The sequence below is a fragment of the Rhodococcus sp. RS1C4 genome, assembly GCF_002258225.1.
Classification (GTDB): domain Bacteria; phylum Actinomycetota; class Actinomycetes; order Mycobacteriales; family Mycobacteriaceae; genus Rhodococcoides; species Rhodococcoides fascians_E.
This window is the reverse complement of record NZ_NOXZ01000028.1, coordinates 212,084-225,879: the sequence shown is the minus strand read 5'-3', so window position 1 is coordinate 225,879 and position 13,796 is coordinate 212,084. Positions and strand designations below refer to the sequence as shown.

Sequence of the window (13,796 nt, the reverse complement as noted above, 5' to 3'; positions counted from 1 at the left end):
ACCGAGGAGCGCCCACAGCGGACGGCCGCGTTCGGGCTCGGGAACTTCGGATAGGGCCATGAGATGTCCGATCTACTCGACGGGTTCCCCCATCGCGTGATCGTAGTCACATGTGATGCATGTGGCTGATGTGACACGCGGAGCATCGGCCGAGTGTCAGTGCTTCCGCGCCGCCAGAAAGTACGCCTGCGACTCCTTGCGATGCATCAGATACACCGCGCCGCCCGCTAGAACACCCTGCAGAATGCCCGCGACGCTCATGACGATCTGCATGGCTCCACCGTCGACACCGAAGGCGAACAGCTGCGGGACGGCGAGCACCACCGTGACGGTTCCGATGACGGTGAGCACGGTTCGCGCCCAGAGCCGTCCGAGTCGCATCTTGTTCACCCAGTACAGGAACAGCCCCGCGAACGCGATGCCGATGACGGCCATCAACACCAGGGCGCCGGTCAGGTAACTTTCCGCGGATTCGAGCGTCAGCGGCAGCGACGGATCCTGTCTCGCCACGTCGTCGACCAGTTGCTGGGCGAACGGCGTGCGATCGGAGTTCACCATCACCAGGGTCAGAATCAAACTGATCAACCCGAGCGCGGTCACACCCCACCACAGATGCCGTGACGTCTCGATGTCCAGAGGAGCCGAACTGCGGGCCGCGGGCTGTTGCGGCGGGATGGCGTCGAATCCCACGGGGCCGTGCTCGGCTTCCCAGCGTGCCCAGTCGGGCTCGGGCGGGCGTTGTCCGTCATTGCTCACAGCCAGCCCGCCGCTTCCGTCGCCCAGTAGGTCAACACCACGTCTGCGCCTGCACGGCGAATGCTGGTCAACGACTCCAGGATTGCCGCGTCGCGGTCGATCCACCCGTTCTGGGCGGCCGCGGTGATCATCGAATACTCGCCGGAGATCTGGTACGCCGCAACCGGAACGGACGAGATGTTCGCGACGTCGCGCAGAATGTCGAGGTAGGACATCGCAGGCTTGACCATCACCATGTCCGCGCCCTCGTTCAGGTCCAACTCCACCTCGTGCACGGCCTCGCGGCGGTTCGCCGAATCCTGTTGGTAGGTACGGCGATCGCCCTGGAGCGACGAGCCGACGGCCTCGCGGAACGGACCGTAGAACGCCGAAGCGTACTTGGCCGAGTAGGCCAACTGTCCGATCTCGCGGTGCCCGGCGGCGTCGAGTGCCTCACGGATGACGCCGACCTGCCCGTCCATCATTCCGCTCGGTCCGAGCAGGTGTGCCCCTGCATCGGCCTGCGACAGCGCCATGTCCACGTAACGAGTCAGCGTCGCATCGTTGTCGACCGCGCCGTCCACGGTGAGGACACCGCAGTGACCGTGGTCGGTGAACTCGTCGAGGCACGTGTCGGCCATGATGACCGTCGCATCGCCCAGATCCGACTTCAGCCGCCTCAGACCGCGATTGAGAATGCCGTCCGGATCGCTCGCGCCGGAACCCTCGGCGTCCTTGTCCTCCGCCTTCGGCACGCCGAACAGCATGACACCACCGACGCCTGCTGCGACAGCCTCCTCCGCGGCTGTGCTCAACGAATCGAGCGTGTGCTGGAAGACTCCGGGCATCGACGAGATCTCACGAGGCTCGGCGATACCGTCGGCGACGAACATCGGCAGCACCAGGTGCCGTGGCTGCAGCGACGTTTCGGCGACGAGGCGCCGGAGCGCCGGGGTACGCCTGAGCCTGCGGGGACGGTCTACGGGAAACACCGGCCTCAGCGCCTACGGGACTTCTTGCGGGGAGGAGGCAGTGCGCCTTCGGCGCGCAGCCGAGCTGCGTGCTCGGCGAGCGCTTCGATCAGCGGACCGACCTGCGCGGTCTCCGGCTGCACGTCCACGCGCAGACCGAATTCCACCGCCGTCTCGGCTGTCTTCGGCCCGATGCACGCGACGAGTGTGCGCGCATGCGGCTTTCCGGCGATACCGACGAGATTGCGGACCGTGGAGCTCGACGTGAAGCACACGGCGTCGAATCCACCGGTCTTGATCATCTCGCGGGTCTCGGCGGGCGGCGGCGCTGCACGCACCGTGCGGTAGGCGGTGACGTCGTCGATCTCCCAGCCACGTTCACGCAGGCCCTCGGCAAGGGTCTCGGTGGCAATGTCGGCACGCGGCAACAGAACTCGGTTGACCGGGTCGAACACCTCGTCGTACGGCGGGAAGTCCTCGAGCAGGCCGAGAGAGGACTGATCACCCGACGGCAGCAGTTCGGGGTTGATTCCGAACGAACGGACCTTGTCCGCGGTTGCTTCACCAACGCAGGCGATCTTGACGCCCGAGAACGCGCGAGCGTCCAGCCCGAACTCCTCGAACTTCTCCCACACTGCGCGCACGGCGTTGGTGGAGGTGAAGACGACCCACTGGTAGCGGCCGTCGACGAGGCCCTTCACCGAGCGTTCCATCTGCGCGGGGCTGCGCGGCGGCTCGACGGCGATGGTCGGAACCTCGATCGGGATCGCACCGTGCGTGACGAGCCGATCGCTCATCTCACCGGCCTGATCCTTCGTCCGAGGCACCAGCACGGTCCACCCGTACAACGCCCGAGATTCCCACCAGGACATCTTGTTTCGGCCCGAAACGACCTTTCCGACGGTCACGACGAGCGAACCGACGAGTTCGCTGCCCGCGTCGTTGAGCGTCGCGAGGGTGGCCTCGACGGTCCGCTGCTGACGGGTGGTGCCGCGAACGGTGATCGCGGCAGGTGTCTGTGGGGCGAGCCCGTGCTCGGTGAGCGCACTCGCGGTCTCGGCGAGATGGCCGGACGTCGCGTGCAGAACCAGCGGGCCGGGAGCAGCCGCCAGAGCAGCCCAGTCGACCTCGCCGCGCACGTCGGCTTCGGTGTGACCGGAGCCCAAGGCCATGCCCGCGTAGCTGGGAACAGCCGATCCGGACGGGAGACCCGGCAGGACCTCGAACTGAACGTGGGTGCGAGCAACGGCAGCGACCTCGGCGATGACCGAATCGGTCGTCAACGGATCACCCGACACGAGACGGACGACGTCGTGGCCGTTCTTGGCCTCGGCCAGCAGAGTCTTCGCGACCTCGGCGGGCTCACCGAGGGCGGGACGGACGTCGACACCGTTCTCCCCGGTCTCCGGGTCACGCGGGAGGTCGTTGCCGACCAGCGCCACGACACCCTTGTCGACGTCGGGATCGGTGAAGGCGAGTTCGGCTGCGCCGAGCACTTCGCGTGCGCGGACTGTGAGCAGAGCCGGATCTCCCGGCCCCGATCCCACGAACAGGATCCGTCCGTTTGCGTTCTTGCGGACTGGGCTCATCGGTTGTTCTCCAGTGCTGTCTTGTGTGGGTAATGCAGTTCGAGCGGGGTTGCCGGGCCCCGTTTCGGTATCAGTCGCGCGGTCGCTATCGCGCCGCCGCGCACAGGTGGCCGAGGGGCCCTGCGTTTGGCTCGTCCGCGTGTCGGAGCCGTGATGGACCTAGACATGGTCGGCTCCCCCGGTAGCGGCGGAACCGGCTGCGGGTGCAGGTTCGGTCACCGCGACGAGATCCCGGGCACCGAGGTCCAGGAGTTCGCGGGCGAGATCGCGACCGAGTTCCTCGGCGCCGGACACTGCGCCGACGATGGACGCTCGGATGCTGTCGCTGCCGTCGATTGCCGCGACACATCCACGGACCGACAACTCGTCGAACACTCGCCCGTCCTCGTCGATGGATTCGACGACCTCGGCGATGGCTCCGACGGGAGCGGTGCATCCCGCTTCCAGCTCGGCCAGCAGTCCACGTTCCGCGGCGACGGATGCCCGCGCGTTGGCGTCGTCCAGTGTGCGGACCACCTCGATGAGGTCGACGTCCGCGGACCGACATTCGACGGCGAGGGCACCTTGAGCGGGCGCGGGCAGCATCTGGACCGGGTCGAGAGCCTCGGTGACGACGTCCAGGCGGCCGATGCGGGCCAGTCCGGCCCGAGCCACGACGACGGCGTCGAGTTCGCCCGAGGCGACCTTGCCGATGCGGGTGTCGAGGTTTCCGCGTAGCGGCTGAACGTCGAGCCCCTGCCCCAGAGCTCGAAGTTGCGCCGCGCGACGCGGCGCCGAAGTTCCGATCCTCGCGCCTGCGGGCAGTTCGCCGAGAACGAGGCCGTCGCGTGCGACGAGTGCGTCGCGCGGATCCTCGCGGGGCGGGATTGCCGCGATGACGAAGCGCTCGTCGGGTGCGGTCGGCAGATCCTTGTAGGAGTGGACCGCGATGTCGACCTTGCCGTCGGTGAGAGCCTCGCGCAGCGCGGCGGTGAAGACACCGACGCCGATGGTCTGCACCGGAGCAGCGGACAGATCGCCCGCGGTCTTGACGATGACGAGTTCGGCGTCGAGGCCTGCTGCGATCAAGCCCTGACGGACCGTCTCGGCCTGCGTCGTGGCGAGCAGAGACCCTCGCGTTCCGATCCGAACGACATTCTTTTCACTCACGCTCACTCCGACTGTCCCTTCCGACCATCGGTGCGGCTGGCGGTGAAGTCGTCCACGAGTTCCATTCCGTTGATCTCGATCGGGCTCGCGACGGCCTCGACCGTGCCCGGACTCAGCTCGAACAGTTCGCGCAGAGCAGCCGCGTACGAGTCCCCACCCGGGGTGGTGGCGAGCTGCTTGACCCGGACCGTCGGAGAGTGAAGAAGCTTGTCGACGACGCGCCGCACCGTCCTCGCGACCTCGTCGCGCTGCGGTGAGTCCAGGCCGGGCAATCTCGATTCCAGACGCATGAGCTCGCCTTCGACGACCTCCGCTGCGCGCTGGCGCAGCGCGGTGACCGTCGGCGTCACCTCGGCGAGCCGCTGGCCCGCCAGGTAGCCGGAAAGCTCGGAGGACACGATTTCGCGGGCCGCCGACGCGTCCGACGAGGCCGCTCCGGCTGCGGGGTCGCGTTGCAGCGACTCCATGTCGAACACGCTGATTCCGGGGAGTCCTGCGACTGCCGGATCCACGTCGCGGGGCAGTCCCAGGTCGCACACGGCGAGCGGCCGGCCTGCTTCTCGCTGCGCGAGCGCGTGGTGGGCGTCCGCGAGCGAGACGACGGCGCCGACCGCGCCGGTACAGGTGACGAGCACGTCTGCATCGGCGAGGGCGGATGCGAGGTCGTCGAGGTCGACGGAGGTTGCTGCGACACCGGCCGACACCGCGGTCTCGGCCAGGTGGTCCGCACGCTCACGAGTGCGGTTGACGACGACCAGCAAGCCGATTCCGGCCCGACCGAGATGAGCCACGGACAGCCCGCCCATGGCCCCTGCGCCCAGCACGACAGCGGTTCGGCCTTCGAGGCTGCCGCCGAACAGTGCGGCGGCGCGGTCGAGCGCCACCGACACGACGGATGCGCCTGCGGCATCGATCCCGGTTTCGGAGTGCACACGCTTGCCGACACGCAGTGCCTGTTGGGCCAGTTCGTGCAGAACACGTCCCGACGCCTGCGAGGCATCGGATGCAGCGTACGCGGCACGGATCTGACCGAGGATCTGCTGTTCACCGATGACCATCGAGTCCAGTCCGCTGGCGACGGCGAACAGGTGCTCCACAGCGGCTTCGCTGTAGCGAACGTAGGCGTGCTTGGTCAGCTCGGGAACCATCAGACCGGAGTGCTCGGCCAGGATCTCCCCCACCGATGCGAGCGCACCGTGGAAGGCGTCGACGACGGCGTAGACCTCGACGCGGTTGCACGTCGACACGACCATGACCTCGGATATGTTTCCGCTGGCCATCAGCTTGTCCGTCAACTTCGGACGGTCGGTCTCCGTGATGGCGACACGCTCGAGGACTGCGACGGGAGCGCTTCGATGCGAAATCCCGACGAGGAGGACACTCACGGTGTAATCACCGATCCGTTCTGTGTAAAGCTACTGCTTGCCGAACTACTTACCGGGGTACCGAGCGCGGATTGCGCCGAACTTGCCAGAGAACCGGGCGTGACGCGGGGGCCTCTGCTTCTGCCGAGCCGCGGCGCTGCCGACAGCGCGGACGCGTCGTTGCGGGAGCTGTTGAACGACAGGACCTGCATCTCGACGGCCAGATCCACGCGACGGACCTCCACTGCGTCGGGAACATCCAGCGTCACCGGAGAGAAGCTGAGGATGCTCTGGACTCCGCCGGCGACGAACGCCGACGCCACGTCCTGGGCCGAATCGTCGGGGGTGGCGATGACGCCGATGGTCGCTTCCAGTTCACGGCACGACGTTTCGAGCCGGTCGACGTGCTGGACGCGGAGTCCGTCGATGTCGAGGCCGACCCGCTCGGGGTTGCGGTCGAACAGACCCACCATGGAGAAGCCACGACGGCCGAATCCTCCGTAGCGAGCGAGGGCCTCGCCGAGGTTTCCGACGCCGACGAGCACCACCTTGTGCCCGCGGTCCAGTCCCAGTGCGGTCTCGATCTTGGCGCGCAGTCGCAGAACGTCGTAACCGACGCCGCGGACACCGTTGGGCCCGAGAAAAGAAAGATCCTTGCGAAGTTTGGCCGATCCGACTCCGGCGGCAGTGGCGAGTTCTTCACTCGAAACGATCAGAACGCCGTCGTCGGCGAGGATTCCGAGGACCCGCAAGTAGGTGGCCAATCGCGTCACCGTAGCCTGTGGGATGACCCGTTCGGCAGTGCCCGATCGGGCTGGATCGACACCAGGTGACCGGTCGACACCAGCCGGCATGGCCGGGCGCTCTTCGGTCACGTTCATGGCTCCTCGTCCGATCGGCTGCGACGGCCGGTCTTCACGCTGATCCGCGGGCTTCTCTCACCAGAAACTGCACGCAGTTCCATTCCTGCGCCGACACCACGGTAACTGCTTGTGAACGAATGAACAAAGTCGCTGCATCCGTGCTAGAGGGGCTCTCACCTGCAAAGCGAGCACCGACGGCCCGTTATTAGGGTGCCCTTCTGGCTGCGAGATCGGCACGTAGACGTGGTTCGTCGACCTCCCAGTAACTGTGTTCGCGGCCGTCGAGCAGCACGACAGGGACGCGGTCGCCGTACTCCGCGCGCAGGTCAGGCATAGTTTTCGCGACTTCGTCGACGTCGGTGGACGTCGGCGTCACCCCGAACTCGCTGCAGACCGCCACCAATCGCTCGAAGGCGGCCACACATGTGTGACATCCGGCTCGGGTGAGAAGAACCACGGTGGGACCAGCTGTAGTCATACCGTCCACCCTCTCACCCACAGTAGAGAGACGAAGGTCACACAGGAGTGGAGCCTGCAGGAACGACCCGGTCACACAGGAGTGGAGCCTGCGGGAACTACCCGGTCGTACAGGAGTGGAGCCTGCAGGAACGACCCGGTCGCAGAGGAGTGGAGCCTGCAGGAACGACCCGGTCGCAGAGGAGTGGAGCCTGCAGGTCCTCGGTGGGGGTGACCGAGTGCGAGGGATTCCCCGCGGAGAGCTACGGACTAGGGTTTGGGGCAGTGCTCGAACATGGAGGTGCGCGTGATGAGCAACGGGGGTTCCGAGACGCCTGGAAGTACTCCTGACGGCCCGCTCGGGGGCAGCGACCCGGACACGAGCGCCGAGACGCCCGACCTTCCCATCACCGAGGTGCCGGACGAGGTCATGGTCGACACGGAGCATCCGCGGGAGGACAAGCGCCGCAAGCGGCGACTCCGTAATCCACTCGGTCCGTCGGATGCACAGGTGCGCGCGAATGTCGCAGGCGAGGCCAGTGCCGATGCTGCGATAGCGCTGCAGGCCGAGTCGGGAGGTTCGGTCCCACTCGACCTCACCGCGGCAGCGTTCTTCGACGTCGACAACACGATGGTGCAGGGTGCGTCGATCATTCACTTCGCGCGCGGGCTCGCAGCGCGCAAGTACTTCACCAGTAGCGACCTAGCGCAGTTCGCCTGGCAGCAGGTCAAGTTCCGGGTCAGCGGCAAGGAGAACAGCGACGACGTCGCGAGCGGCCGCGAGAAGGCGCTGTCCTTCATCAAGGGTCGCTCCACCGCGGAGCTGCGTCTGCTCGGCGAGGAGATCTACGACGAACTGATCGCGGACAAGATCTGGCCGGGCACCGCAGCACTCGCTCAGATGCACCTCGACGCCGGCCAACAGGTGTGGCTGGTGACCGCGACCCCGCTCGAGTTGGCCCAGATCATCGCCGAACGCCTCGGTCTCACCGGCGCGCTGGGAACCGTGGCCGAGAGCAACGACGGCATCTTCACCGGCAGGCTCGTCGGCGACATCCTGCACGGTCTCGGCAAGGCTCACGCCGTCCGCACCCTGGCCGTACGCGAGGGCCTCAACCTCAAGCGGTGTACCGCGTATTCCGACAGTCACAACGACGTGCCGATGCTCTCGCTCGTCGGAACTGCAGTTGCAGTCAATCCCGACGCGGACCTGCGCGAGCTGGCGAAGAATCGGGGCTGGGAGATCCGCGACTTTCGCACCGGCCGCAAGGCGGCCAAGATCGGCGTCCCGACGGCCCTCGCGCTCGGTGCCGTCGGCGGCGGCCTCGCCGCGGTCATCGGCCGCCGCCGAGCCTGAGCAGGCGCTAGAGCGTCAACTGCATCAAGGTGAGATCGAGCCACCGGTCGAACTTGATGCCGACCTCGGGCATCTGCCCGACGGTGACGAATCCGAACTTCTCGTGCAGCGCTATCGACGTCGTGTTTCGTGATTCGATGACCCCGACGAGCGCATGGATCCCCGCGGCGGATGCCCGGGCGATCAGTTCGGCCATCAAGGCGCTGGCGATTCCGCGACGGTGGAAGTCGCTACCGACGTACACGGAATGTTCGACGGTGAGACGGTATCCGCTCTTCGGGCGCCACTGCGCGTACGACGCATACCCCGCGACTGCGCCGTCGACGACTGCGGTGAGCACGGGGTATCCGGCGCGGAGTCGGCCGTCGAGCCAGTCCATCCGCTCGTCGAGACCGACTTCGGTTTCGTCCCAGATTGCCGTCGTGTTCCGGATGGCGTCGTTGTGGATGTCGAGAATCGACGGGAGATCTTCGGTGACGGTGTCTCTGATCAGCACACCGGCGAGGTTACTGCCTACCCGAGAAAGACATTGCGGCGCTTGGCCAGCAGTCGGTACAGGGTGTGCTGGATGGTTTCACGGACGTGGTCGGTCAGTTCGAACAACACCATCGGGTCCTCCGACGCCTGCGCGTCGTACGAGTCGGTGTAGATCGGCTTACCGAATTCGATGTACCACTTCGACGGCAACGGAACGAGACCGAGCGGCCCGAGATGCGGAAAGAACGGCGTGACCGGGAAGTACGGCATACCCATCAGACGTGCGAGCGGCGTGATGTCGCCGATCTTCGGATAGATCTCCTCCGAACCGACGATGGAGCACGGAATGATCGGCGCTCCGGTTTTCAGAGCGGCGGACACGAATCCGCCGCGACCGAACCGCTGCAGCTTGTACCGCTCGCTGAACGGCTTGCCGATGCCCTTGAACCCCTCGGGGAACACCGCAGCGACCTCACCCATACGAAGCAGACGTTCTGCGTCCGGGTTGCAGGCGAGGGTGTGCCCTGCCTTTCGAGCGATGGTTCCGACGCCCGGCATCTCGAACGCCATGTCGGCGGCCAACATTCGCAACGGGCGGTGCGCAGGATGGTGGTCACGGACGGCGACCGACGTCATCAGCGCGTCGACGGGAATGACCCCTGCGTGGTTGGCGACGACGAGCGCGCCACCGTCGTCGGGGATGTTCTCGATTCCCTTGATCTCGACACGGAACCATTTGTCGAACAGAGGTCGCAGCAGCGGCAGCCAGACGGCGTCGGCGAAATGAGGATCGTATCCGAACTCGTCGACCGTGTAATCGCCCGCGAGACGGCGGCGCACGAATTCCGCTGTCTCCGAGATGGTGTCGACGATCTTCGCCTTGACGTCGTCGATCTGTGACGGCTCCGTCGCCGCGGTGGGGTGGGCCGTGGATTCGGTAGGCGTGAGCAGTGGGATCGGCGGCGTCGGCTCGGCGTACGACGACGGGTGTCTGCTACGGCTGCTCGCCGCACCGGTATCGGCACGGTTGTTGTCGGCACGTGCGCGGGCAGCGCGCTCTCGACCGGCTCCGTCGCGTCCGGAACCGGTGCCGTGCAGCGGGATTACCTTCGCCACCTCGTTCACCCCTCCCGTCCTGAACCCGACACAGCCGTCAGTGCTGCCTTGGTGACGGCAGCGCCGCCGTCGACTGCGCGCAGCGCGTGCTGTTCCACCGAATCGACCCATTCCGTGCGAAGTACCGGCCGTAGCGCCGCGCCTCGAACGAAATCGTCGAATGCCTGAACCGTAGTCCATCGAGGCTCGAATCCGAGGTCCGATCGCATACGAGTGGTGTCGAGTCCGCAGCCGAAGTGGAAATAGTCCAACTGTTCGGTTGTGAACTCCCGCATCATCGATCCCATGAGGGCGCGCCCGACGCTCTTGAACAGCGCGAACGGGACGGGTACCTCGATGCGGCCTGCGCGTCTGATGGCCTGCGACAGCATGATGGTGCCGTCTGCGCCGACGTTGAAGGTGCCCGCGGGACCGCTGACGGTGGCTCGTTCGAGCGCGGCGAGTGCGTCCTCCTCGTGCAGCAGCTGCATCCTCGCGTCGCGGCCGATGATGCTGGGGATAATCGGAGACGTCATGTATCGCGAGATGGACCCGTTCAGCCGTGGACCGATCAGCGGAGCCATCCGCAGGATCGACACGGCGATGTCCGGGCGTCGCCGACCGAGGCCGCGGATGTAGCCCTCGATGTCGATCGTGTCCCGGGCGAATGCTCCGGACGGCGGCCGCCTGGCGCTCATCTCCTCGGTGAACTTCACCGGATCCTTCGCACTGCACCCGTACACCGAGGACGAGGAACGGAGGACCACCTTCTGTACCGACGGAGACTTCTGGCACACGGCGAACAGCTGCATGGCCCCGATGACGTTGAGGTCCTTCATCGTGGCGCGACCACCCGAGCGGGGCGGTTTGGTGATGGTGGCGGCGTGGACCACCGTGTCCACGTTCGCGTTCCGGAGGACCTTGCCGATCAGCGGGTTGCGGATGTCGGCGCGCACGAATTCGGCGCGGCCCATGCGTCGCAACAGGTCTTTGCTCGGTGACTGTGCGTCGACGGCGATGACGCGCTCGACAGCCGGGTTCTGCGCAAGTCTGGTGACGAGATATCCGCCGAGGAAGCGGCTCGCGCCGGTGACCAGCACTACCTTCGGCGCCGCGACGCCTCGCTCGTTCGAAGTCACTCACACCCCCGATTGATTACCGCTGGCGGCAAGCCTACTGGAATCCGCGGAAGATGCGAGGACAGTGGAAAACGCAACGAGCGGTCCCACGACACACGAAAGGCCCGACACCTCCTGCGAGGTGACGGGCCCGTCGAGACGAGATTTACTTGCCGAGTTTCCTGCGCTGAACGCGGGTACGGCGAAGCAGCTTGCGGTGCTTCTTCTTCGACATGCGCTTGCGACGCTTCTTGATCACTGAACCCATGGCGGGTGTCCTCACGTTCTTCTCTAGCGTTTCGCGCACGCAAGTTGCGTACGCCTACCTGGCAGCCTCGAACCCATCCGCCCACGTACTGCGGACCGAGCCGTCGATCCCCAAGCTGGCGCTCGGGCCTCGTTTGCCGAAGCTCGATGCAACCGACGAAGCTCTTGAAGCTCCTGGCACGAGTGTCGATATTACTCGACCACGACGAAACCTCACCTTACCGGGGTGGACCTGGTTCCACGAAACCGGCTCGGCGAGGTGTACCGCCGACGACTCTCGGGCCGCTCAGCCTGCGTCGAAGTACGAGGTCTCGAGGTAATCGTGCACAGCCTTGGCATGCACACGGAACGATCGACCCACTCGCACAGCAGGCAATTCTCCGCCGTGCACCAATCGGTACACAGTCATTTTCGACACCCTCATCAGGGTCGCGACCTCCGCGACCGTGAGGAACTGCGTTCCAGCGACAGCTGACTGTCCGTCCTGGGACGCACTCTTGACCGGCTTGTTTGCAGGCACCATCAATCCACTTACCTCCGGCACGTCTCGCGCGGCAGGCTTCCCCTCCTGCCGAACAGACACGCACGTGCTACCTGTGAGCTTAACGTGACCAATGGGGTTACTGCGACGGGTGTAGGGAACTGATTTTTTATTCTGGTGTGACGCCCATCTCAGCTGCACGATCGTTGGCTGCGGACAACGCGTCGAAGAACGCAGTCCGTAGACCGCCCTCCTCGAGCCGGCGCACCGCTGCCGCCGTCGTTCCCCCAGGTGAGGTCACTGCGTAGCGCAGCTCGGTCGGGGTGTCGTCGGAGCGATCCAGCATCGCACCCGAGCCGATCATCGTCTGAACGACGAGCGCCGACGCCACGTCGCGTGGCAGCCCCAATCCGACACCGGCGTCGATCATCGCCTCGGCGACGAGAAAGAAGTACGCCGGACCGGAACCGGACACCGCGGTCACCGCGTCGAGCTGATTCTCCTTGACGACGACGACCTTGCCCACCGAGGACAGGATCTTCTCGACCAGTTCGAGGTGTTCGGTCTTGGCGTACCGGCCGGGCGCGAGGACGCTGACGCCCTCGCCGACGAGCATCGGTGTGTTCGGCATGACTCGGACGACGGGAAAACCTGCGGGCAGCTTCGGCTCGAACTTCGTCGTCGGGACTCCGGCGGCCAACGACACGATCAGCTGTTCACGCTCGCCGTCCAGGTCGATCTTCGCGACCTCGGTGATGACGCCGTCGACGTCGCCCGGCTTCACGGCGAGAACGATGACGTCCGCGTTCTCCGACGCCTCCGAGATCGAGGTCGTGAGGATTCCGAAGGTGGATGCGAGCTCGGCCGCCCGGGCCTCGAACTTCTCGGCGACCACCAGGTCGCGGACTGCGTGGCCTGCTTCGAGCAGTCCGGCGATCAGCGCCTCGCCGATCCGCCCGCCTCCGATTACTGCAATTCTCGTCATGGGTGACAAGCGTAGATTGCGGCCCGGGAGTCGCCGAACGCTACCGGGGCACCATCGCCAACTGCCTGCTCTGCACGACGACGTCGCCCGTCTCGTCGAGCACCAGGTGATCCTCCTCGAACCACGTTCCGCCGATGACGGTGCTGCTCGCGGCGACCCGGAGCCATCCCGGTGCAGGCTGCTTGCGCAGGTAGGTCGTCAACTGCACAGTCGGCGCCCAGCCGAACATCCCTCGGTTCATCGTCACGGGTGCGCAGATGTCGCCCGTCATCAGCGCGAACAGGGCTGCCGTGTCCACGTCGTTCTCGTCGCCCGGCCGGGGCCTGACCCACATGCGAACTTCGGGTTCGCCCTGCTGTCCCGTGAGGAAGTGCGCCGACGTCGGGTCGATCCGCATCTCGCACCCCTGTGCCAGGTGCACGATCGACGCCATCGGATGCTCGCCGCCGATCGCATCCGTCTCCGGCGGCGGCGCGGCAGGCATCGACGCCAGCGACGATTCCACCGTGTGCCGGGGAGTGTCGGTGTCCGGCCGCCCCAGGGTGACGACTGCACGAACCGCGGCACGTCCGCCCTGCGTCATCTCGACGTCGACGTGCGAGACCTGCTTTCCGCGTTTGCGAAGTACTGCGGTCAGGTGCACCTCACCCGGGTCGGGTGCGCTGAGGTAGCTGACACTGACGGCAAGTGGCTGTACTCCCTCGTCCCCCAGCTGCGCCTTCGCTGCGGCGGCGCACGTCGCCAGCATCGTGCCTCCGTGCACCTTCGGCCCGATCGTCCAGATCGAATCGATGACCGCGCCGTAGCTGCCTTCGAACTCGGATCTCTCCAGCGGGGTCAACGTCGTCGCCGCGGCGAAGGGGCTGGTCATCGGTGGCGTGCCTTTCGA

The 13,796-nt window shown here is 66.2% G+C and carries 15 protein-coding genes; 1 reads left to right on the top strand and 14 read right to left on the bottom strand.

From position 1 onward, the window contains the following. Positions 1–156: 156 nt before the first annotated feature. The 7 genes from CH289_RS14555 to CH289_RS14525 all read right to left on the bottom strand — a co-directional run bounded on the left by CH289_RS14555 (position 157) and on the right by CH289_RS14525 (position 7,149). On the bottom strand, positions 157–756 hold the full coding sequence (locus tag CH289_RS14555; RefSeq protein WP_033188647.1) for a hypothetical protein: 600 nt from the start codon (positions 754–756) through the stop codon (positions 157–159). Next, positions 753–1,727, bottom strand: a complete 975-nt coding sequence (hemB, locus tag CH289_RS14550) for a porphobilinogen synthase (protein ID WP_094728078.1) — start codon at positions 1,725–1,727, stop codon at positions 753–755. The genes CH289_RS14555 and hemB overlap by 4 nt, the downstream gene beginning before the upstream one ends. 5 nt (positions 1,728–1,732) lie before the next feature. Beyond that, entirely contained in the window at positions 1,733–3,295 is a 1,563-nt protein-coding gene (locus CH289_RS14545) for a bifunctional uroporphyrinogen-III C-methyltransferase/uroporphyrinogen-III synthase (protein ID WP_020112525.1), read from the bottom strand. Positions 3,296–3,454: 159 nt separating this feature from the next. Then, on the bottom strand, positions 3,455–4,450 hold the full coding sequence (gene hemC, locus CH289_RS14540; protein WP_019666504.1) for a hydroxymethylbilane synthase: 996 nt from the start codon (positions 4,448–4,450) through the stop codon (positions 3,455–3,457). Beyond that, positions 4,447–5,829 (bottom strand): glutamyl-tRNA reductase, encoded by a 1,383-nt coding sequence (locus tag CH289_RS14535; RefSeq protein ID WP_094728077.1) that lies wholly within the window; start codon positions 5,827–5,829, stop codon positions 4,447–4,449. The genes hemC and CH289_RS14535 overlap by 4 nt, the downstream gene beginning before the upstream one ends. Then, on the bottom strand, positions 5,826–6,689 hold the full coding sequence (locus CH289_RS14530; RefSeq protein WP_019666506.1) for a redox-sensing transcriptional repressor Rex: 864 nt from the start codon (positions 6,687–6,689) through the stop codon (positions 5,826–5,828). The genes CH289_RS14535 and CH289_RS14530 overlap by 4 nt, the downstream gene beginning before the upstream one ends. A 187-nt stretch (positions 6,690–6,876) precedes the next feature. Then, the gene (locus tag CH289_RS14525; RefSeq protein ID WP_026348038.1) at positions 6,877–7,149 is read right to left on the bottom strand and encodes a glutaredoxin family protein; all 273 of its coding nucleotides are present in this window, start codon (positions 7,147–7,149) and stop codon (positions 6,877–6,879) included. A gap of 408 nt (positions 7,150–7,557) precedes the next feature. On the opposite strand from CH289_RS14525, the gene CH289_RS14520 reads away from it, so the two are divergent. Next, on the top strand, positions 7,558–8,484 hold the full coding sequence (locus CH289_RS14520) for an HAD family hydrolase (protein WP_230594353.1): 927 nt from the start codon (positions 7,558–7,560) through the stop codon (positions 8,482–8,484). 7 nt (positions 8,485–8,491) lie between these two features. On the opposite strand, the gene CH289_RS14515 is transcribed toward CH289_RS14520, so the two are convergent. The 7 genes from CH289_RS14515 to CH289_RS14485 form a co-directional block, all read right to left on the bottom strand. Next, complete coding sequence (locus CH289_RS14515) at positions 8,492–8,980, bottom strand: GNAT family N-acetyltransferase (protein WP_019666509.1); 489 nt, start codon at positions 8,978–8,980, stop codon at positions 8,492–8,494. Positions 8,981–8,997: 17 nt separating this feature from the next. Beyond that, positions 8,998–10,086: a lysophospholipid acyltransferase family protein gene (locus CH289_RS14510; protein WP_019666510.1), complete on the bottom strand. Its 1,089-nt coding sequence runs from the start codon at positions 10,084–10,086 to the stop codon at positions 8,998–9,000. After that, complete coding sequence (locus CH289_RS14505) at positions 10,083–11,195, bottom strand: NAD-dependent epimerase/dehydratase family protein (RefSeq protein ID WP_170947532.1); 1,113 nt, start codon at positions 11,193–11,195, stop codon at positions 10,083–10,085. The genes CH289_RS14510 and CH289_RS14505 overlap by 4 nt, the downstream gene beginning before the upstream one ends. A gap of 145 nt (positions 11,196–11,340) precedes the next feature. Continuing rightward, a complete protein-coding gene (locus tag CH289_RS14500) occupies positions 11,341–11,442 on the bottom strand; it encodes a 30S ribosomal protein bS22 (protein ID WP_003402602.1) in 102 nt (33 codons plus the stop codon). Between the two features lie 285 nt (positions 11,443–11,727). Beyond that, positions 11,728–11,964, bottom strand: coding sequence for a helix-turn-helix domain-containing protein (locus CH289_RS14495; protein WP_019666513.1), 237 nt, complete (start codon positions 11,962–11,964; stop codon positions 11,728–11,730). Positions 11,965–12,091: 127 nt separating this feature from the next. Further along, positions 12,092–12,907, bottom strand: coding sequence for a pyrroline-5-carboxylate reductase (gene proC, locus CH289_RS14490; protein WP_094725657.1), 816 nt, complete (start codon positions 12,905–12,907; stop codon positions 12,092–12,094). A 40-nt stretch (positions 12,908–12,947) separates the two neighbouring features. Continuing rightward, on the bottom strand, positions 12,948–13,778 hold the full coding sequence (locus CH289_RS14485) for a thioesterase family protein (protein WP_019666515.1): 831 nt from the start codon (positions 13,776–13,778) through the stop codon (positions 12,948–12,950). Positions 13,779–13,796 lie beyond the last annotated feature (18 nt).